At 67.8% G+C, this 19,962-nt stretch carries 17 protein-coding genes and 1 pseudogene; 14 read left to right on the top strand and 4 right to left on the bottom strand.

Annotated features, from left to right (window positions below):
- Positions 1-50 precede the first annotated feature (50 nt).
- From pafA to A5775_RS16015, 7 genes are all read left to right on the top strand, one after another.
- Entirely contained in the window at positions 51-1,409 is a 1,359-nt protein-coding gene (gene pafA / locus A5775_RS16045; RefSeq protein ID WP_156660725.1) for a Pup--protein ligase, read from the top strand.
- Positions 1,410-1,599: 190 nt separating this feature from the next.
- Positions 1,600-2,598 (top strand): YafY family protein, encoded by a 999-nt coding sequence (locus A5775_RS16040; protein WP_067254231.1) that lies wholly within the window; start codon positions 1,600-1,602, stop codon positions 2,596-2,598.
- Positions 2,595-3,566 (top strand): YafY family protein, encoded by a 972-nt coding sequence (locus A5775_RS16035; RefSeq protein WP_067254228.1) that lies wholly within the window; start codon positions 2,595-2,597, stop codon positions 3,564-3,566. The genes A5775_RS16040 and A5775_RS16035 overlap by 4 nt, the downstream gene beginning before the upstream one ends.
- A gap of 96 nt (positions 3,567-3,662) precedes the next feature.
- Positions 3,663-3,941 carry a Sec-independent protein translocase subunit TatA gene (gene tatA, locus A5775_RS16030; protein WP_067254225.1) on the top strand — a complete coding sequence of 93 codons (279 nt, stop codon included), beginning with the start codon at positions 3,663-3,665 and terminating at the stop codon, positions 3,939-3,941.
- Positions 3,942-3,996: 55 nt separating this feature from the next.
- Positions 3,997-4,953: a twin-arginine translocase subunit TatC gene (tatC, locus tag A5775_RS16025; RefSeq protein WP_156660724.1), complete on the top strand. Its 957-nt coding sequence runs from the start codon at positions 3,997-3,999 to the stop codon at positions 4,951-4,953.
- An 87-nt stretch (positions 4,954-5,040) separates the two neighbouring features.
- A complete protein-coding gene (locus A5775_RS16020; protein WP_067254359.1) occupies positions 5,041-7,824 on the top strand; it encodes an RNA helicase in 2,784 nt (927 codons plus the stop codon).
- A 65-nt stretch (positions 7,825-7,889) separates the two neighbouring features.
- Positions 7,890-8,654, top strand: a complete 765-nt coding sequence (locus A5775_RS16015; RefSeq protein ID WP_067254218.1) for a DUF4333 domain-containing protein — start codon at positions 7,890-7,892, stop codon at positions 8,652-8,654.
- On the opposite strand, the gene A5775_RS16010 is transcribed toward A5775_RS16015, so the two are convergent.
- Positions 8,655-9,611 carry a 5'-3' exonuclease gene (locus A5775_RS16010; RefSeq protein ID WP_067254356.1) on the bottom strand — a complete coding sequence of 319 codons (957 nt, stop codon included), beginning with the start codon at positions 9,609-9,611 and terminating at the stop codon, positions 8,655-8,657.
- 122 nt (positions 9,612-9,733) lie between these two features.
- Here A5775_RS16010 and A5775_RS16005 point away from each other — a divergent pair, with 122 nt between their 5' ends.
- From A5775_RS16005 to A5775_RS24985, 3 genes are all read left to right on the top strand, one after another.
- Positions 9,734-10,861: a Xaa-Pro peptidase family protein gene (locus tag A5775_RS16005; RefSeq protein WP_067254215.1), complete on the top strand. Its 1,128-nt coding sequence runs from the start codon at positions 9,734-9,736 to the stop codon at positions 10,859-10,861.
- Positions 10,862-10,967: 106 nt separating this feature from the next.
- The gene (locus A5775_RS24990) at positions 10,968-14,048 is read left to right on the top strand and encodes a glycohydrolase toxin TNT-related protein (protein ID WP_082953045.1); all 3,081 of its coding nucleotides are present in this window, start codon (positions 10,968-10,970) and stop codon (positions 14,046-14,048) included.
- Positions 14,045-14,563 carry a TNT antitoxin family protein gene (locus tag A5775_RS24985; protein WP_082953044.1) on the top strand — a complete coding sequence of 173 codons (519 nt, stop codon included), beginning with the start codon at positions 14,045-14,047 and terminating at the stop codon, positions 14,561-14,563. The genes A5775_RS24990 and A5775_RS24985 overlap by 4 nt, the downstream gene beginning before the upstream one ends.
- 81 nt (positions 14,564-14,644) lie before the next feature.
- Here A5775_RS24985 and A5775_RS15985 read toward each other — a convergent pair whose 3' ends face one another.
- Positions 14,645-15,055 carry a F420-dependent biliverdin reductase gene (locus tag A5775_RS15985; RefSeq protein WP_067254200.1) on the bottom strand — a complete coding sequence of 137 codons (411 nt, stop codon included), beginning with the start codon at positions 15,053-15,055 and terminating at the stop codon, positions 14,645-14,647.
- A gap of 35 nt (positions 15,056-15,090) precedes the next feature.
- On the opposite strand from A5775_RS15985, the gene A5775_RS15980 reads away from it, so the two are divergent.
- The 4 genes from A5775_RS15980 to A5775_RS15965 are packed head-to-tail and all read left to right on the top strand — an operon-like array spanning position 15,091 to position 18,515.
- Positions 15,091-15,840 (top strand): SDR family NAD(P)-dependent oxidoreductase, encoded by a 750-nt coding sequence (locus A5775_RS15980; RefSeq protein WP_067254197.1) that lies wholly within the window; start codon positions 15,091-15,093, stop codon positions 15,838-15,840.
- A 22-nt stretch (positions 15,841-15,862) separates the two neighbouring features.
- Positions 15,863-17,035, top strand: a complete 1,173-nt coding sequence (locus tag A5775_RS15975; RefSeq protein ID WP_067254194.1) for a bifunctional cobalt-precorrin-7 (C(5))-methyltransferase/cobalt-precorrin-6B (C(15))-methyltransferase — start codon at positions 15,863-15,865, stop codon at positions 17,033-17,035.
- Entirely contained in the window at positions 17,032-17,787 is a 756-nt protein-coding gene (cobM, locus tag A5775_RS15970; protein WP_067254191.1) for a precorrin-4 C(11)-methyltransferase, read from the top strand. The genes A5775_RS15975 and cobM overlap by 4 nt, the downstream gene beginning before the upstream one ends.
- Positions 17,787-18,515 carry a cobalt-precorrin-6A reductase gene (locus tag A5775_RS15965; RefSeq protein WP_067254188.1) on the top strand — a complete coding sequence of 243 codons (729 nt, stop codon included), beginning with the start codon at positions 17,787-17,789 and terminating at the stop codon, positions 18,513-18,515. The genes cobM and A5775_RS15965 overlap by 1 nt, the downstream gene beginning before the upstream one ends.
- Here A5775_RS15965 and sigC read toward each other — a convergent pair.
- Together sigC and A5775_RS25880 are read right to left on the bottom strand one after the other, a co-directional pair.
- Complete coding sequence (gene sigC / locus A5775_RS25885; protein ID WP_231995197.1) at positions 18,504-19,058, bottom strand: RNA polymerase sigma factor SigC; 555 nt, start codon at positions 19,056-19,058, stop codon at positions 18,504-18,506. The two genes, A5775_RS15965 and sigC, sit on opposite strands and share 12 nt — an antisense overlap.
- Before the next feature lie 144 nt (positions 19,059-19,202).
- Positions 19,203-19,859 (bottom strand): annotated as a pseudogene (locus tag A5775_RS25880) (DUF2275 domain-containing protein); the annotation flags it as partial.
- Positions 19,860-19,962: the final 103 nt, after the last annotated feature.

Below are 19,962 nucleotides of genomic sequence, written 5' to 3'. Positions count from 1 at the left end.
AGGCGCGGCTTGCCCACCGTCGCGCTCGGACAACCAGTACGCTCGATTACGTGCAGCGGCGAATCATGGGCATCGAGACCGAGTTCGGGGTCACCTGCACATTCCACGGCCACCGGCGGCTCAGCCCGGACGAGGTGGCCCGCTACCTGTTTCGGCGCGTCGTGTCGTGGGGGCGCAGCTCCAACGTGTTCCTGCGTAACGGCGCCCGCCTTTACCTCGACGTGGGAAGCCACCCCGAATACGCCACGGCCGAGTGCGACAGTCTGGTGCAGCTCGTCACCCACGACCGCGCCGGGGAATGGGTGCTCGAAGACCTGCTCGTCGACGCCGAGCAGCGGCTCGCCGACGAGGGCATCGGCGGCGACATCTACCTGTTCAAGAACAACACCGATTCGGCGGGCAACTCCTACGGGTGTCACGAGAACTACTTGATCGTGCGGGCCGGTGAGTTCTCCCGGATCTCCGATGTCCTGCTGCCGTTTCTGGTCACGCGCCAGCTGATCTGCGGCGCCGGCAAGGTGCTGCAGACCCCCAAGGCCGCAACGTTCTGTCTTTCGCAACGCGCCGAGCACATTTGGGAGGGTGTCTCGTCGGCGACCACCCGCAGCCGGCCGATCATCAACACCCGCGACGAGCCGCACGCCGACGCCGAGAAGTACCGGCGCCTGCACGTGATCGTCGGCGACTCCAACATGTGCGAAACCACCACCATGCTCAAGGTGGGCACTGCCGCGCTGGTGCTGGAAATGATCGAAGCCGGCGTGCCGTTCCGGGACTTCTCGTTGGACAATCCCATCCGCGCGATCCGCGAGGTCAGCCACGACGTCACCGGCCGTCGGCCGGTGCGGCTGGCCGGTGGGCGTCAGGCCAGCGCGCTCGACATCCAGCGCGAGTACTACGGCCGCGCGGTCGAACACCTGCAGACCCGGGAGCCCAACGCCCAGATCGAGCAGATCGTCGATTTGTGGGGCCGCCAGCTCGACGCGGTCGAGAGCCAGGACTTCGCCAAGGTTGATACCGAGATCGACTGGGTGATCAAGCGCAAGCTGTTCCAGCGCTACCAGGACCGCTACAACATGGAGCTGTCCGACCCGAAGATCGCCCAGCTGGACCTGGCCTACCACGACATCAAGCGTGGGCGTGGCGTCTTTGATCTGCTGCAGCGCAAGGGACTTGCGGCCCGCGTCACCACTGACGAGGACATCGCCGAGGCGGTCGACAATCCGCCGCAGACCACCCGGGCGCGGCTGCGCGGCGAGTTCATCAGCGCCGCCCAGGCGGCCGGCCGTGACTTCACCGTCGACTGGGTGCACCTCAAGCTCAATGACCAGGCACAGCGGACCGTGTTGTGCAAAGACCCCTTCCGTGCGGTCGACGAGCGGGTCAAGCGCCTGATCGCGAGCATGTAGCGGCCGTCGGCTCACTGTCAGCCACACCCGCACTGTCTTGAGTGTGAAGGGCGAACTCGCTAGCGCGGGCGCCAGCAAGTTCGAGAATCGTGTCGCCTCGCACTGAGAGGCTGCAGTGGTGGTCGGGAATCCTGCGACGCGGTGCGTGGGTGGCAGCGCCAGACGGCGGCCATCGAATAATCTGGTGCCAATGGCGACGTCAAAAGTCGAACGGCTGGTGAACCTGGTCATCGCCCTGCTGTCCACCCGCGGGTACATCACGGCGGAAAAGATCAGGTCGAGCGTGGCGGGATACTCCGAAAACGCCAGCGCCGAGGCGTTCTCCCGCATGTTCGAGCGCGACAAGAACGAGCTGCGCGACCTGGGCATCCCGCTCGAGGTCGGCAGGGTTTCGGCGTGGGACCCCACCGAGGGCTACCGGATCAACCGCGACGCCTATGCGCTCGCCCCGGTCGACCTCACCCCGGACGAGGCGGCGGCGGTGGCGGTCGCGACCCAGCTGTGGGAGTCGCCCGAACTGATCACCGCCACCCAGGGCGCGCTGCTCAAACTGCGCGCGGCCGGCGTCGACGTCGATCCGGAGGCGCCGGTCGCCATCGCCTCACCGGCGGGAGTGCCGGGTCTGCGTGGCTCGGAGGATGTTCTCGGAATCCTGTTGTCCGCCATCGATTCCCGACGGGCCGTGCAGTTTCCGCACCGCCCGTCGCGGGCCGAGCCGTACGCCACTCGCACCGTCGAGCCCTGGGGCGTCGTCACCGAGAAGGGCCGCTGGTATCTGGTGGGTCACGACCGCGACCGCGACGCCACCCGCACCTTCCGGCTCTCCCGGATCGGTCCCGACGTCGCGCCGATCGGCCCGCCCGGCGCGGTCACCGTGCCGGAAGGCATTGACCTGCGCAGGATCGTGGCGCAGACGGTCACGGAAATTTCCGCGGCGCCGGCCGGTGGGGTGGCCCGGGTCTGGGTGGCTGACGGGCGGGCCACCGCGCTGCGCCGCGCGGGCAGGCCCGTCGGCGAACGGCGACTGGGTGAGCGCGACGGCGAGGTGATTGAACTCGACATCCGATCCACCGACCAGCTGGCCCGCGACATCGCCGGGTACGGCGCCGACGCCCTGGTGCTCGAGCCGCCGTCGCTGCGCGACGACGTGCTGGACCGGTTGCGGGCGCATGCGGGAGTGCCCGCATGACGCCGATCTCCACCCGCCTGGTCCGGCTGCTGAACATGGTCCCGTACTTCCAGGCCAACCCGCGGGTCACCCGGGCCAAGGCCGCCGCCGATCTCGGGGTGTCGGCCAAGCAACTGGAAGAGGACCTCAACCAGCTCTGGATGTGCGGCCTCCCCGGCTATTTCCCCGGTGACCTGATCGACTTCCAGTTCTCCGGGGACACCATCGAGGTGACGTTCTCCGCCGGCATCGACCGCCCGCTCAAGCTCACCTCGCCGGAGGCCACCGGGCTGCTGGTGGCGCTGCGGGCGCTGGCCGACATCCCCGGCGTCGTCGACCCCGAAGCCGCGCGCAGTGCGATCGCCAAGATCGAGGACGCGGCCGGGGCCATCGGGCACGACACCACGCACGCGGCGACGGCCGTCGACGAGCCCGCGCCGGTGGAAAATCGGGCCGCCGCCGCGGTGCGCGCGGCCGTGCAGTCCCGGCACGCCCTGGCCATCGATTACTACTCCGCCTCCCACGACACACTCACCAGCCGGGTAGTCGACCCCATCCGGGTCCTGCTGATCGGCGGCCACAGCTACCTCGAGGCCTGGTCGCGCGAAGCCGACGGGGTCCGGCTGTTCCGCTTCGACCGGATCGTGGAAGCCAGCGAGCTCGACGAGCCGGCGGCGCCGCCCGAGCCGGTGCTGCACGCGCCGCCCGACACCTCGTTGTTCGACGGCGATCCGTCGTTGCCGTTCGCCAAGCTGCGGGTAGCGCCCGCGGCGTCCTGGATGTTCGAGTACTACCCGATGCGCGACGTGCGCGAGTTGCCGGACGGGTCGTGCGAGGCGGTGATGACTTACGCCTCCGAGGACTGGATGACGCGGCTGGTGCTGGGCCTGGGGCCCGGCGTGCAGGTGCTGGCACCCGGGTCGCTGGTGCAGCGGGTGCGGGATGCCGCGGCGGCCGCCCTGGCGTCGTATGACGCTCTGAGCTCATAAAAGTCCAGGCAATATGGCCCACCACGGCGCGGCGCGCGCCCACCGACACCTGGCGTTACTGCGGTAGCATCGGGTTAACGTCTGGAGGTAATCAAAGTGGGCAGTCTTAGTCCGTGGCACTGGGCGATCCTCGCGGTCGTGGTGATCTTGCTGTTCGGTGCCAAGAAGCTCCCCGACGCGGCGCGTTCGTTGGGCAAGTCGATGCGGATCTTCAAGTCCGAGATTCGGGAAATGCAGAGCGAGAACAAGGCGGAAACGTCGGCCTTGGGTACCCAGCCTGACGCCTCGGCGGCGAACCCCACGCCCGTGCAGTCGCAGCGGGTCGAGGCGCCGGCGCCCAGCGAGCAGGGGCACAGCGAAGCACGCCCGGCATAGCCGCCGTCATCGTCGCGGTGCCCGAGCGCCCCTGACCGAGCCCTAGACGAGCATCGTGAAAGCATTCAAGGTTTCAGCGCGCGCTGCCGGCCTGCTGAAGCGCCTCAATCCACGTAACAGACGCAGTCGCACCAACCCGGATGCGACCATGTCGCTGGTCGACCACCTCACCGAGCTCCGCACCCGGCTGCTGATCTCGCTGGCGGCGATCGTGCTGACCACGATCTTCGGGTTTGTCTGGTACTCGCATTCGATCTTCGGGCTGGAAAGCCTCGGCGAGTGGTTGCGTCATCCCTACTGTTCGCTGCCGCAGTCGGCGCGGGCGGATATCAGCGCCAACGGACAATGCCGACTGCTGGCCACCGCGCCGTTCGACCAGTTCATGCTGCGCCTCAAGGTGGGGCTGACGGCCGGGGTGGTGCTGGCCTGCCCGGTGTGGTTTTACCAGCTGTGGGCTTTTATCACGCCCGGGCTTTACCAGAAGGAACGCCGCTTCGCGATCGCGTTCGTGATCCCCGCCGTGGTGTTGTTCCTCGTCGGCGCGGTGCTGGCCTACTTCGTGCTGTCCAAGGCGTTGGGCTTCCTGCTGACCGTCGGCAGCGACGTGCAGGTGACCGCGCTGTCCGGCGATCGGTATTTCGGGTTCCTGATCAACCTGCTGGTGGTCTTCGGCGTCAGCTTCGAATTCCCGTTGCTGATCGTCATGCTCAACACGATCGGCATGCTGACCTATGAGCGGCTCAAGGCGTGGCGACGCGGCCTGATCTTCGCGATGTTCGCGTTCGCGGCGGTCTTCACGCCCGGATCCGATCCGTTTTCGATGACCGCGCTCGGGCTGGCCCTGTCCGTGCTCCTCGAGTTCGCCATCCAGATCGCCCGGCTGCACGACAAGCGGAAGGCCAAGCGCGACGCCCAGGCGGTGATCCCCGACGACGAAGCGTCGATCATCGATCGGCCCACCGCGGTACCGGAGCCGACGGTCACCGCCGGGCAGCACGACGATGTCACCTAGGTCGCTCTGGCGCGAGCGTGCGTGTTTGCACAGCGACACGCCGGTGTTGACGTACAACTGCGCAGCCTCGCGCAACGGGGCAGTGGCGTGACGGAGTTGGTTGAGCTCACCCGATTCGCCGCGGACCTGCCCTTCGCGCTCGACGGCTTTCAGCACCGGGCGTGCGCGGCGCTCGAACGCGGCCACGGCGTGCTGGTCTGCGCGCCGACCGGGGCCGGCAAGACGGTCGTCGGCGAATTCGCGGTGCACTTGGCGCTGGCCGCCGGCGGCAAATGCTTCTACACCACGCCGCTCAAAGCGCTGAGCAACCAGAAGCACACCGACTTGACGGCCCGCTACGGCCGCGACCGCATCGGCCTGCTCACCGGGGACATGTCGGTCAACGGCGACGCGCCCGTGGTGGTCATGACGACCGAAGTGCTGCGCAACATGCTCTACGCGGATTCGCCTGCGCTGCGGGGACTTTCGTACGTGGTGATGGATGAGGTGCATTTCCTGGCCGACCGGATGCGGGGGCCGGTGTGGGAAGAAGTGATCCTGCACCTGCCCGACGAGGTGCGGGTGGTCAGCCTGTCGGCGACGGTGAGCAACGCCGAGGAGTTCGGCGGCTGGATCCAGACCGTGCGGGGCGATACGACGGTCGTGGTCGACGAGCACCGGCCGGTGCCGCTGTGGCAACACGTGTTGGTGGGCAAGCGGCTATTCGACCTCTTCGACTACCGTAATTCGGAAGCCCCCGAGCAACCGGGTGCCGCGCGTGAGCCGCGCGTCAACCCAGATCTGTTGCGGCACATCACCCATCGCCGTGAGGCCGATCGGATGTCGGATTGGCAACCGCGTCGAAGCGCCGGACGCGGGCGTCCACCGGCACGGTCGGGCCGGCCCCGCTTCTACCGCACACCGGCACGGCCGGACGTCATCGCGACCCTGGATTCCGAAGGGTTGCTGCCGGCGATCACGTTCGTGTTCTCCCGGGCCGGCTGCGACGCTGCCGTCCAGCAATGCCTGCGCTCGCCCTTGCAGCTGACCACTCAGGAGGAACGCGCGCAGATCGCTGAGGTGATCGAACATCGCTGCGGCGATCTCGCCGACTCGGACCTGGCCGTGCTCGGCTACTACGAGTGGCGGGAGGGGCTGCTGCGCGGTCTGGCCGCCCATCACGCCGGCATGTTGCCCGCCTTCCGGCACACGGTCGAAGAGCTTTTCACGGCCGGGCTCGTCAGGGCGGTGTTCGCCACCGAGACCTTGGCGCTCGGAATCAACATGCCCGCGCGCACCGTGGTTCTCGAGCGGCTGGTCAAGTTCAACGGCGAGCAGCACGTGGCGCTGACGCCCGGGGAGTACACCCAGCTGACCGGGCGCGCCGGGCGGCGCGGCATCGATGTCGAGGGCCACGCGGTGGTGCTCTGGAATCCCAGCGAAGAAACCACCGAACCCTCCGCGGTGGCCGGGCTGGCCTCCACCCGCACCTTCCCGCTGCGCAGTTCGTTCGCCCCGTCCTACAACATGACGATCAACCTGGTGCAGCAGATGGGCCCCGAGCAGGCACATCGGTTGCTAGAGCAGTCGTTTGCGCAGTATCAGGCCGACCGTTCCGTGGTCGGGCTGGTGAGTGGCATCGAGCGGGGCACCGCGATGCTCGCCGAGATCGCCGCCGAGCTGGGCGGGCCCAAGGCGCCGATCCTGGAGTACGCCCGGATGCGGGCGCGCATCTCCGAGATGGAACGCGCGCAGTCCCGGGCCTCGCGGCTACAGCGACGGCAGGCGACCAGCGACGCGCTGGCCGCGCTGCGCCGGGGCGACATCATCAACATCACCCACGGCCGACGCGGTGGACTGGCCGTGGTGCTCGAATCGGCCCGCGACAGCTCTGACCCGCGACCGTTGGTGCTGACCGAAAACCGCTGGGCGGGAAGGATTTCCTCGGCCGACTATTCGGGTATGTCCGCGCCGGTCGGTTCGATGTCACTGCCGAAGCGGGTCGAGCACCGCCAGCCGCGGGTGCGGCGTGATCTGGCGTCGGCGCTGCGGTCGGCGGCCGCCGGGCTGACCATTCCGGCCAAGCGCCGCGGCGGACATCGGGACGGCGACGGTGAATTTCACGACCCCGAGCTGGCGTCGCTGCGCGAACAGCTGCGCCGGCACCCGTCGCACAACACGCCCGGCCTGGAAGCACAGGTCCGGCAGGCCGAGCGTTATTTGCGGATCGAACGCGACAACGCACAATTGGAGAAAAAGGTTGCGGCAGCGACCAATTCGCTGGCCCGAACATTCGACCGGATCGTCGGGCTGCTCACCGAGCGTGGCTTCATCGAGGCGCGAGACGGGGATCCCCGCGTGACCGACCACGGCCGGCTGCTGGCGCGCATCTACAGCGAAAGCGACCTGCTGGTCGCCGAATGCCTGCGCACCGGCGCCTGGTCGGGGTTGAAGCCGCCCGAGCTCGCGGCGGTGGTCTCGTCGGTGCTCTACGAGACCCGCGGCGGGGACGGGCCGGGGGCGGCGTTTGCGGCCGACGCCCCCACACAGCCATTACGGCAGGCGCTGCAGCAGACGTCGAGGCTGTCCGTGGCGCTGCGCGCCGATGAGCAGACGCACCGGATCGCCCCGAGCCGCGAACCCGACGACGGCTTCGTCAACGTCATCTATCGCTGGGCCCGCACCGGTGATCTGGTCGCGGCGCTGGCGGCGGCTGACCCGGCCGGCACTGGCTCGCCCCTGCTGGCGGGGGATTTTGTGCGGTGGTGCCGGCAGGCGCTTGACCTGCTGGATCAGGTGCGCAATGCCGCCCCGGACGCCGAGGTGCGGGCCACCGCCAAGCGGGCCATCAACGACATTCGGCGCGGCGTCGTCGCAGTTGACGCCGGGTAGGCTAGGCCGGAGCTACCGTTAAACGCCGATAGCCATGCTTAAGACACGAGGGGCTGAGGAGAGAGATGAGCGGACCGCAGGGACCGGACCAGCAGTGGCAACCCCCCGGCCAAGGTCAAGGCAGCGACCACTCGTCAGACCCGACCCAGGTGGCGCCGACCTGGCAAGACCAGTCGACCCAGGAAGCGTCGTGGCAGGCCCCCGCGTACACGCCGCCCGCCGAGTACCCGCAGTACCAGCAGCCGGCTGAACAGGCCTATCCGCAGCACTACCCCCAGCAGCCGGGTCAGTACGGGCAGCCCGGGCAATACGGGCAGCCCGGCCAATACGCCCAGCCGGGTCAATACGGGCAGCCGGGCCAGTACCCGCAGCCCGGCCAGTACGGCCAGCCGGGCCAGTACCCGCAGCCGGGCCAGTACGGCCAATACGGCCAATACGGGCAGCCGGGCCAGTACCCGCAGCAGTACCCGCCGTATGAGCAGCCCGGCAAGAAGCGACCGGTTGGGGTGATCGCCGGTGTGGGCGGTGCCATCGCGTTGCTGCTCGTCGTCGTCGTGCTGGTGCTGGGCTTCTGGCAGCCCGGCTTCTTCGTCACCACCAAGCTGGATGTCAGCAAGGCGCAGGCCGGGGTCCAACAGGTCCTCAGCGACGAAACCAACGGCTACGGCGCCAAGAACGTCAAAGACGTCAAGTGCAACCACGGCCAGAACCCGACCGTCAAGAAGGGCGCCACCTTCGACTGCGACGTCAGCATCGACGGTGCGCCGAAGCACGTGACGGTGACCTTCCAGGACAACAAGGGCACCTACGAGGTCGGCCGCCCGCAGTAGTCAGTTGGGCAGCGCGTCGAGCGCTTTTTGCAAGCGAGCGATCGACGAGCCGACGCCGAGTTCGGTCGCCAGCTTGGCGGTTCGTTGCGGATCGGCGGCGACCAGCGGTAGTTCGTCGTCGGCGGTCGAGAAGGTGACGGGCGCGTCGGTGGCCACCCGCACCACCTGGCCGGCCGCCTCGATGTAGTCCAGTGCGCCCAGCAGTTTCGCCCGCAAGCCCTTCGCCATCTTCGACTTCGGGTCGTGGGCGGCGGCCAGGATCTGTTCCAGCGAACCGTGCTGGGCCAGCAGCGTCGCCGCGGTTTTCTCGCCGACGCCCGGAACGCCCGGCAGGCCGTCGGACGGGTCGCCGCGCAGCAGCGCGAATTCGGCGTAGGCGGGCCCGGCCCGCTCCACCGGCACGCCATAGTGTTCGGCCACCTCGGCGGGCCCGAACAAGGTGGCTTTGCTCAGCCCGCGGCCGAGGTAGAGGAGCCGCACCGGAACGGGATCGTCCGACACCACCTGCATCAGGTCGCGGTCACCGCTGACGACCACCACCGGGTCGTCGCGTTCCCGCGCTGCGAGCGTGCCCAGCACGTCGTCGGCCTCGTAACCCTCCGCGCCGGCCGTCGGAATCCCGAAGGCGTCAAGCAGTTCGGCGATCATGTCGATCTGGGGCGTCAGGTCGTCCGGGACCTCCTCGACGTCCGGCTCGCCCCGCGGCTCCGGCTCGGCCACGCGGTGGGCCTTGTAGGACGGCACGAGGTCAACCCGAAACTGCGGACGCCAATCGAGGTCCAGGCAGACCACCAGCCGGCTGGGCCGCTGCTGGGTGATCACCACCGCGACGGAGTCGATGAACCCGCGGACGGCGTTGACGGGTCGGCCGTCGGGGGCGGTGATCGAGGAAGGAACCCCGAAATACGAGCGGAACCACATGCTGGCGCCATCGAGCAGCAACACGGGTCCGCGCATGGGGACCATGGTCCCACGTCGCTGCCGGACGGTCTCACACCGCCGAACGTCGCCTTGTTGTCGACCAACTGGCGAATCGGCGCAACGAGTCGACGTTCGGCGGGCGGGTTAGCCTGGCTGCCATGGAGTCGCACCGCTTCGACGCAGCTGTGTATGCCCGCCGCCTGGGCACGGCCGCCGCCGCGGCCGCCGACGCGGGTCTGGCCGGGCTGGTCATCACACCCGGATATGACCTGCGCTACCTGGTCGGGTCGCGCGCCCAGACCTTGGAGCGGTTCACCGCGCTGGTGTTGCCCGCATCCGGTGATCCGACGGTGGTGGTGCCGCGACTGGAGCTGGCTTCGCTCAAGGGGTCGGCCATCGCCGAACTCGGTCTGGCGGTGTGCGATTGGGTCGACGGTGACAATCCCTACGATCTGGTGGGCGCCGCGCTGGGCGGCACCCCGGCCGCGACCGCGGTCACCGATTCCATGCCGGCACTGCATCTTTTGCCGCTGGCAGGTGTGCTCGGTGTGCTGCCCGTTCTGGCCACCGATGTGTTGCGCACGCTGCGGATGGTCAAGGAGGAATGCGAGATCGATGCGTTGCGCAAAGCCGGTGCGGCCATCGATCGGGTGCACGCCCGGGTGCCGGAGTTTTTGGTCCCGGGCCGCACCGAGGCCGACGTGGCTGCCGACATCGCGAACGCCATTGTGGCCGAAGGGCATTCGGAGGTGTCGTTCATTATCGTCGGATCCGGACCGCACGGCGCCGACCCGCACCACGGATATTCGGATCGCGAACTGCAGGCGGGTGACATCGTCGTCGTCGACATCGGCGGGGCCTATGAACCCGGTTACAACTCCGACTCGACGCGCACGTACAGCATCGGGGAGCCGAATCCTGAGGTAGTCCAACAGTATTCGGTGCTGCAGCGCGCTCAGCGCGCGGCTTATGACGCGGTCCGCCCGGGGGTGACGGCCGAGCAGGTCGACGCGGCCGCCCGCGAGGTGCTGGCCGCGGAAGGACTCGCCGAGTACTTCGTGCACCGCACCGGGCACGGCATCGGCTTGTCGGTGCATGAAGAGCCCTACATCGTCGCCGGAAACGACCTGCCACTCACCGCGGGCATGGCGTTTTCCATCGAGCCGGGCATCTACTTCCCGGGCCGTTGGGGCGCGCGCATCGAGGACATCGTCGTCGTGACGGACGAGGGAGCCCTGGCCGTCAACAACCGGCCGCACGAACTGATCGTCGTTCCCGTGACCTGACGCTGGGGATGAGTGAGTTGTGGGGGCTCGGGGGCGCGGCTAGCTTGGCGGCAGCGATCATTGGGTGAGTAGCGGCGACGGGCGGTCCTGAGCGAAACTTTCGCGTGTGGCTCCCTTGGCCGTTGATCCGGCTGCGATGTATGCCGCAGGCAGCGCCGTGGTTGCCGCCGGTGATGGACTTGCCGCAAGTCTGAGCATCCTGACCGCTGGTTTTTCGGCCCACACGGGGGTGGACCGCGCCGGCGAGGTGTTCGGCTTGGCGTATCAAGACACGGCCGAATCGCTGCTGAAGGCGGCGGCCGCTGCCGTCAACGCGTGCCGGCAATGCGGGGCCATCATCCAGCAGGGCGCGGCGAACTATTCGAATGTCGACGCGGCTTCGACACTGGGCGGCGGTGGCGGCGTTTTGAAGCCGCCGTCTCCGCCGGCTGAGCTCGCGGCGCCCAAAGCACCGGGAACGATGGGGCCCGGCGAACCGCCACCGCTGCTGTGGGCGGTCGTGCAGTCGCTCGTCCTCGAGCTATGGCCCGACGGCGACGTGGCGGGTTTGCGTGCGGCCGCATCGCGTTGGCGTGGCTTCGCTGCGGCAGCCCAGGGGGTTCAGGGAACTCTCAACGGGGCGAAGGCACTGTTCGATAGCCAACACATTCCTGAAGGCGAGAAGATCGATAACGCTCTGGCCGAAATAGGTTCTGCCGCAGCGACTATCGGAGAGCAGTGCGGCAAACTGGCGACCACTATCGATAAGTTTGCCGACCAGGTTGACCACGCCCAACACGCGATCCGGGACCTGCTGCACAGGATCGGATCTTTAGGCGATCTCGGTCACGACATCATGCTGATTATCGACGGCGACGCATGGGACGAGATCAAAAAGATCGCCAAGGACATCAGCGACGTACTCCATCATCTGGGACAGGAAGCCCGGGCCAGCGAACAGGGGATCAGGTTGCTCATGCAAGCGGCCGATCGCCAGATCGTCACCTGCGAAAAGTACGCGCGGCGCGGTCTCGTCGAGATCTTGGGTGAGGACGTCGGTAATCCGGTGGCGACTGTATTCGATACCTATATCAACGCCCACGAGGGTGTTCTCAAAGCTGCGGTCGGCATGGGGCTAAACCTCGTCGACCTGAGCCCGCATTGGCTCGCCGTCGACCCGCAGGGTGTGGGCGCCACCTGGACCGGGCTGGCCAAGAACGCATGGAAAGGGAATTTGTTCAACGCCGCCCTCAATCCCCAGGAGTTCGCGCAAACGCGGCTTCAGGAGCTGAAAGGCTTAGTGCATGCCGAGGATTGGACCGGTGACCGGCCGGGATTGGGAGCCGGTGAAAACCTGTTCGACGGCGTTACGCTGATCGCGCCAGGTCTCGGTGGGGCAGGCGCGGCGGCGGACGGTGCGGGTGCTGCCGCACGCGCCGCCGAAGCGGAGGCGGACGCCGCCGGCGCCACCGGCCGTGTCAGCGGAAAAGGGGCCGAAGGGCTTGGCGGGGTCACCGGCGCCCGGGGTGCGCTGACCGACATCACCAAAACGGGCAGCGAGCTGACCAAAAACCTCGACGGAGTCACGAACGACCTGCCGAAGTTCGAGCCTCCAGCGAGCGGGAGTCCGGTGGCATTGCCTGGCAAGCCGATTGAGGCGCCAGTCGAATCGGCGCCCCGCCCGGCCGACGGTGCCCCGGGCGCACCTCAGGCGTCAACGCCTGCGACAACCTCCCCGGGATCAGCCGGCCCGGCTGGCGATTCGCCGTCACCCTCGGGCAGCCCAAGCGGCGGTCCCCATGGGCCGGATCCGTCACCTACTCCCGCGACGTCGCCGGGTGGTTCTGGTGGGTTGCATGATCAGGCGCCTGCGCCGGTGCCGGCCGCCGCGCCTCCGCCGGGTGGTTCTGGTTTGCACGAACCAGCAGCTGAGCCCGCGCCTCCGGCCGCGCCGGCCGCCCCGGGCGGCCCGCACGATCCGGTATCGACGCCATCCGGCCCGCACGAACCGGTGCCCACCCCATCCGGCGGCCCGCACGAACCCGTGTCGGTGCCGGCGGAGGAGCCGCGTGAGCCGGTATCCGTGCCTGCCGGCGGAGCCCATGATCCAGTCGCGGAACCCCCGGGTGGCCCGCACGAACCGGCCTCGGCGCCGGCCGTCGGTTCACGCTCTAGGTTTGTGCAGGCTGCTGGCGACGGGCTGCCGTCGGCGACTCCGCAACTACTCGACCATTCGCCAGCACAAGTGCCGGTGTCGCCGAGCGGATCTTCCGGAGAGGCCGCAACGGTCTCGGCCCACTCGCCGGCGCCGTCGCCTTCAACGGCGGCGCCCCATTTCGAGGCTCCAGGCGGCCGCCCGGCGGAACTACCAACGCCCAGTGGTGGTGGCCCACATGGGCTTGGCGACGGCGACCCTCCGGGCGCGCGCACCCTTGGAGAGCCACCCGGCGGCGATCCCAGTGGACATGGCGATGGCGGCGGGGGTCACTCGGGAGATCGGCCGGACGGAAAGGTCCCGGACGGTGACGACCCGCCGGGACACGGTCATGGCGACTCCTCCGGCGGCGAGCGTCAAGATCCCGTCCATTCGCACGAGTCGTCTGGCGACGGATGGCATCGGTTGCCGGACGAGGAAATTGACCCCCACTATGGCGAGCCGCTGGACGATCACTGGGACTATTCGTACAACCCTGCGGATTCTGACCACCTGAGCGCAGACGTAAGGAAACTGATGGAGGACCCGGATGCGCCCTTCGGCCGCGACCAACACGGGCACGCGTATTCGCAGCACGAATACGAGGAGCGCTTTAACAAGCTGGGCCCCCAAGGAGAGCACTGGTTTAACTTCCCCGATAACCATGGAGCAGCGCCAGGCACCCGTGTTGCTTATTCAAACATGAGGTATTTCGTGCGCGACTATGGCCCTCAGCTTGATCGCATCGGCGATGACGAGGGCGCATACTTAGCCGTTATGGAAGATGGGCAAGCCGCTTCCTGGGAAGGCCGAGCTCTCCACGCTAGTTCGCTAGGGGATCCATATCATGCATACAGGCTTAGTAATCTTCCGGAGGGGTGGACCATTGAAGTATCAGAAGTCGCGCCCGGCCTGGGCCAAAGGGGCGGATCACTCCAGGTACGCATCTTTGATGCTCGGGGTAACGCACGGACCGTGGACGAACTTATCACTGGGCAGGTCCTAAGACCATGACAAACAGCGTCGAGCTTTCACCTGGCCTAGTGGAATGGATCGGTCTCGCCGGAATGAACCTGATCCAGGGCGCCCAGACCGACGATGGCCGTCCAATTATTTGGAATAAAGGCGGAGAACGTCGTTATTTTATCAGTGCTGAAAATGGATTTTACGTCATAACGTCCTCTGATCGGATGGGCTCGGAGACCTTCCATTTGGGCGCGAATACGATGGAGCTGGTCGAAAAATACCTGTATGCTCATTTCGGTGGATCAGTCCGCAAATCGCGCGGCATGGAACGTGTAAAGAAACCGTTCAGCCGTGACGAACTAAAAGAAGGTTTTCACCTTAGCGAAGTAGTTTTTGCCGGCAGAGAGCAAGATGCTCTGATCGATCCCAATGGCTCCATGGTGGCAATTGCGGCGGAGGACAGATTGGTTGAATTATCGCATTACTTCAATGTATCCATCGATACGATAAAAGAATCTTTTGCTCACCCCGACGGCAAACCGTTATTCGCGCCGCTCGCTTGAGCGCGAGGAAGTATTCGCGATTCTGAGTTGCTGTAAAGCGTGCCATCAGACAGTCGTTACCGCCGAAGCCAGACAGACTAACTACGCGCCCCGGTCCAAAAGATCCGACGACCCCAGCACCCGCTCCACCTGAACCTCGATCACCACGCGTCGCGGATTGGGGCGGGGCGTGCGGTAGCGCTGGGCGTAGCGTAGCTCGGCGTCGCGCACCGCGCCCACGTCGCTGTTGACCTTGGACCGGCCCTCCAGTGACAGCCACCGCGCGCCGTCGACCTGGCTCAGCACGGCCATGCCGCCACGATCGGCGTTGACCGCCTTCTGCGAACCGCCGGTGGTGATGACCCGCGCGATGTGCGTCTTGGGGTCAAAAGTGAAACCGACCGCCACCACATGCGGCGAATTGTCAGCTCGCAGCGTGGTCAACATGGCCAGATGGCGTTCCGACAGAAACGCAAGGGCCTCGTCGGTGAGCCGGGTAGTGGTATTCGCCATCACCGCTCACGCTAGCGCAGGTAATAATCGCAGCCGTGGACGACACGGGCGCGGGCCCAATACTCATCCTGGGCGGACGCAGCGAAATCGGGGTCGAGCTGGCGCGGCTCCTCGCGCCCGGCGCGACGGTGGTGCTGGCCGCGCGGAACGCCGATCAGCTCGCTGACGAGGTCAGCGCGCTGAAAGCCGCCGGCGCCACCGCGGTCGACACCAGGGAATTCGATGCCGACGACTTGGCATCGCACGGCCCGCTGGTCCGCGACATCATCGCCGACCACGGGCCCATCCAAACCGCGGTGTTGGCGTTCGGCATCCTGGGCGATCAGGCCCGCGCGGAGGCCGACGCAGCACACGCGGTCGCCGTCGTGCACACCGACTACGTCGCCCAGGTCAGCATGTTGACCCACCTGGCCACCGCCATGCGCAACGCCGGCGAAGGCCAGTTGGTGGTGTTCTCGTCGATCGCCGGCGCGCGGGTGCGCCGCGCCAACTACGTCTACGGCTCGGCCAAGGCGGGCCTGGACGGCTTCGCGAGCGGCCTGGCCGACGCACTGCACGGCACCGGGGTGCGGCTCCTTATTGCCCGCCCGGGATTTGTCATCGGGCGTATGACGGAAGGCATGACGCCGGCACCACTCCCTAGCACGCCCGCGCAGGTGGCCGCCGCGACGGCGCGTGCCCTGGCGAAAAGCCGACGCACCGTATGGATCCCGTGGGCGCTGGGGCCCGCGGCCGCCCTGATGCGGATGTTGCCCCGATTCGTCTGGCGCAGGATGCCACGATGATCCGCGAGCAGGATCGGCGCTCATGATCGTCGTGGTCGGTATCGGGGCCGACGGCATGGCCGGTCTCACCGACGCATCGAAGGCCGAACTGCACAGGGCCACAATCATTTACGGGTCACCGCGGCAACTCGACCTTCTCGATGACACGGTGCCCGCGCCCCGCCGGCCGTGGCCCTCACCCATGCTGCCCGCCCTGCAAACCCTGCTCAACGACCACGCCGGCGACGTGCACGTGCTGGCCAGCGGCGATCCACTGCTGCACGGTATCGGTAGCACGCTGATCCGCCTACACGGCCGCGACAACGTCAAGGTGCTGCCGCACGTCTCGTCGGTGACGCTGGCGTGCGCGCGGATGGGCTGGAACGTCCACGACACCGAAGTGATCAGCCTGGTCACCGCGCAGCCGCACACCGCCGTGCGCCGCGGTGGCCAAGCGATCGTGCTGTCGCACGGCAAATCCACACCCGCCGAGCTGGCCGCGCTGCTCAACGCACACGGCCGTGGCGATTCGCGGTTCACCGTGCTCGAAAGACTCGGCGGCCCAGACGAACACCGCCACGACGGCACCGCCCGGGACTGGGCCCACGGCGCCCCGGGACACGTCGACGACCTCAACGTGATCGCCGTGCGCTACCTGCCCGACGAACGCGTCTCACCCCTGCCCGACGACGTGTTCACGCACGACGGCCAAATCACCAAACAGGGGATCCGCGCGGTGACGCTGGCCGCGCTGGCGCCGCGGCCGGGGGAGCGGCTATGGGACGTCGGCGCGGGCTCGGGCAGCATCAGCGTCGAGTGGTGCCTGAGTGGACGGCGTTGCGGCGCGGTCGCATTCGAACGCGACGAACGGCGCCGTCACAACCTCGAATGCAACGCCGCGGCCTTCGGCGTCGGCATCGACGTGCGCGGCGAGGCCCCTGACGCCTTCGATGGTGCCGAGCCACCGTCGGCGATCTTCATCGGCGGCGGGCTGACCCAGCCCGGTCTGCTCGACGCCTGTCTCGACCAGCTGCCCGCCGGGGGGAGACTCGTCGTCAACGTGGTCACAATCGAGTCGGAAGCCGCTGTTACGCAGGCATATACGCGTCTCGGCGGAAAGCTGCGACGGTTCCAGCACTATCACGGCAAGGCGCTGGGCGCCTTCACTGGCTGGCAGCCGCACTATCCGGTCACCCAGTGGGCGATGACCAAATGACGGTGTACTTCATCGGCGCGGGCCCGGGCGCCGCCGACCTGATCACCGTCCGCGGTCAACGGCTGCTCCAAACGTGCGCAGTGTGCCTGTACGCCGGGTCGATCATGCCCGACGAACTGCTCGCTCTCTGCCCCCAGGACGCGAAAATCGTTGACACCGGCCCGTTGACGTTGGAGCAGATCATCACCGAGCTGAGCGAGGCGCACGCCGCCGGACACGACGTGGCGCGGCTGCACTCCGGCGACCCGTCGCTGTACAGCGCGCTGGCCGAGCAGTGTCGCCGGCTCGACGCGCTGGGCATCGGCTACGAAATCGTCCCTGGTGTACCGGCTTTCGCCGCCGCGGCGGCCGTCCTGAAGCGCGAACTCACCGTCCCCGGGGTCGCGCAGACGGTGACGCTGACCCGGGTGGCGACCCTGTCCACCGCGATGCCGCCCGGCGAAGATCTGGCGGCGCTCGCCCGATCCGGCGCCACGCTGGTCCTGCATCTGGCGGCCGCCCAGATCGACGCCATCGTCCCGCAACTCCTCGACGGTGGCTACCGGCCCGAAACACCGGCTGCTGTGGTGGCTTTCGCGAGCTGGCCGCAGGAGACGGTGCTGCGTGGCACACTGGCCGACCTCGCCGCCCAGATGCATGAGGCCAACATCACCAAAACCGCCGTCATCGTCGTCGGCGACGCGCTGACCGCGGGCGAATTCACGGACAGCTACCTGTATTCGACCGGGCGGACCCGGGGGAGCAGGCACTGATGCGGGTCCTGCTGCTCGGGGGCACGGGCGAGGCGCGCGCGCTGGCGAAGGCCCTGCACCCCGGCATCGACATCATCAGCTCCCTGGCGGGCCGGGTACCGGATCCGGCCCTGCCGGTGGGACCCGTGCGCATCGGCGGCTTCGGCGGCGCCGACGGATTACGGCGCTGGCTGCGCGACGAACGCATCGACGCCGTCGTGGACGCCACCCATCCGTTCGCGGCCACCATGACGGCGCATGCCGCCGGGGCGTGCGCCGAATTACGGATCCCTCACCTGATCCTGGCGCGCCCGACCTGGGATCCCGGCACCGCTATTGTCGTCAGATCGGACACTGAGGCCGCTGAGACCGTTGTCCGACAACGCTATTCGAGAATATTTCTCACCACCGGTCGTTCGGGCGTTAACGTGTTCGCTGACAGCGACGCGTGGTTTTTGATCCGGGCGGTCACCGAACCGGACGGCACCTCGCTCCCGCGTCATCACCAGCTGGTGCTCTCGCGCGGCCCGTATCGCTACGACGACGAACTCGCGCTGTTGCGCGAGCACCGCATCGACGCGCTGGTCACCAAGAACAGCGGGGGGCAGATGACGCGGGCGAAGCTGGATGCTGCTGCAGCGCTCGATGTTGCGGTGGTGATGGTGGCGCGCCCCCCGCTGCCGGCGGATGTGTCGAGCGTCGGCACCGTGGCCGAGGCCGCCGAATGGGTTGGCGCGCTAGCCGGTTAGGTCGCTGCGCTCGCCGTCGGCCAGCAGCGCATCGCGGGCGCGCGCTACCCGCGACCGGATGGTGCCCACCGGGCATCCACACACCGCGGCGGCATCGGCGTAGGGCAGCCCGAGCAACTGCGTGAGCAAAAGCGCTTCCCGCTGTTCGGGGTTCAGGCCGGCGATCATCGTCGTCACCTCAACGAGGTCTTCGAACCCGCGGGCGTGGCGGTCGCCGCGCACCACGTGTTCCGGGTCGGCGCCGAGGGCGGTGCGCGGCCGCGACTGCAGGTGGCGGATGTGATCGGCCACCACCCGGCGCGCGATGGAGAGCAGCCACGTCCGGGCACTGGAGCGGCCGGAGAACCGTTCGATCGCGCCGATGGCGCGCAAAAAAGTCTCCTGGGTCAGATCGTCGGCGTTGCCCGCGTCGCACAGGTAGGCGACGAAACGCCACACGTCTTGCTGAGTGGCTTTGATGAACGCCTCAAGCGCTCGCGCGTTCCCGCGTGCGGCTGACAACGCGAGCTCGGTTACCGCCTCGTCGTCGCTCGGCGCGATCATGCTCAACCACCTTAGTTGCGCGGGTTTTCCGACCCTACGACGGGTCGTCGTAGAGGGTGCGGCATGGGCCGCGTGGTTGATCGGCCGCAGGTGTCTGCGCCCGCGACCACCGGGGGAGTCGGCCGCCGAGGCGGGAAAGTCGGCGTCCACCGCGCTATCGGAGCCGTGCCGCCGGTGCGAACCCACACGTTCCCGCGCCACCAGCATCGCGAATGCCAGCCCCAACAGCAGAGGCATGTGACTGGCGATCCTGGTGGCCGTGACCTGTTCCGCGAAGGCATCGACGATCACATAGCCAAGGAGGGCAATGGAATACACACCCGTGATCGCTGCCACGCCCGACGCGGAGGCGGGCCAGATGCCGGCGGCGACCATCGCCAAACCCAACGCCAGCAACCACGCTGTGGACTCGTGCATCAGGTGCTCGCCCGACATCGCTCCGTGCATGTGAGCGGACACCATGCCGAAATCGACCCCACTGATCTGGGCGGCGGCAATCGCCACCTGGAACAGGCCCACACCGATCAGCCCCCACCGCCGGTAGTGCGAGCGCAACCAGCGCATCCACGTCTGGTGTCCGGAAGGCGGCTCGCCGATGCTGGCCATGATTTTGTCGACCAGGTCGGGTCCCTCGCCGGGCGTGACCGACGCCAAGCGACGGGTCTGCGCCGCCGCCCCGATTAGCCAGGAGCGGCAACTGCGGCACGATTCAAGGTGGGCGTCGACCTGCTGCGCGAGCACCTGGGGACGCTCCCCGTCCAATCGAGCCGACAGCGCTTCACGCGCGACGTCACACCGCATCCCTGCATCGTTGCAGCACGGCCGGTCCGCGCGCAAAGACTCCCGGAATTTGGCGCCCGAACGAAGAGGCGGGAACTAAACGGCGGCCGCAACCGACCTCTGG

Source organism: Mycobacterium sp. 852002-10029_SCH5224772, from assembly GCF_001667315.1.
Taxonomy (GTDB): Bacteria; Actinomycetota; Actinomycetes; order Mycobacteriales; family Mycobacteriaceae; genus Mycobacterium.
This window is presented reverse-complemented; position numbering and strand designations above follow the sequence as displayed.

Coding starts and splice junctions, on each gene's coding strand:
- A5775_RS16040 (WP_067254231.1), top strand. CDS start 1,600: ATGGCGACGTCAAAAGTCGAACGGCTGGTGAACCTGGTCATCGCCCTG.
- A5775_RS16010 (WP_067254356.1), bottom strand. CDS start 9,611: ATGCGCGGACCCGTGTTGCTGCTCGATGGCGCCAGCATGTGGTTCCGC.
- cobM (WP_067254191.1), top strand. CDS start 17,032: ATGACGGTGTACTTCATCGGCGCGGGCCCGGGCGCCGCCGACCTGATC.
- A5775_RS16005 (WP_067254215.1), top strand. CDS start 9,734: ATGGAGTCGCACCGCTTCGACGCAGCTGTGTATGCCCGCCGCCTGGGC.
- sigC (WP_231995197.1), bottom strand. CDS start 19,058: ATGATCGCGCCGAGCGACGACGAGGCGGTAACCGAGCTCGCGTTGTCA.
- A5775_RS24985 (WP_082953044.1), top strand. CDS start 14,045: ATGACAAACAGCGTCGAGCTTTCACCTGGCCTAGTGGAATGGATCGGT.
- A5775_RS15985 (WP_067254200.1), bottom strand. CDS start 15,055: ATGGCGAATACCACTACCCGGCTCACCGACGAGGCCCTTGCGTTTCTG.
- A5775_RS16015 (WP_067254218.1), top strand. CDS start 7,890: ATGAGCGGACCGCAGGGACCGGACCAGCAGTGGCAACCCCCCGGCCAA.
- A5775_RS15965 (WP_067254188.1), top strand. CDS start 17,787: ATGCGGGTCCTGCTGCTCGGGGGCACGGGCGAGGCGCGCGCGCTGGCG.
- A5775_RS15975 (WP_067254194.1), top strand. CDS start 15,863: ATGATCGTCGTGGTCGGTATCGGGGCCGACGGCATGGCCGGTCTCACC.
- A5775_RS16035 (WP_067254228.1), top strand. CDS start 2,595: ATGACGCCGATCTCCACCCGCCTGGTCCGGCTGCTGAACATGGTCCCG.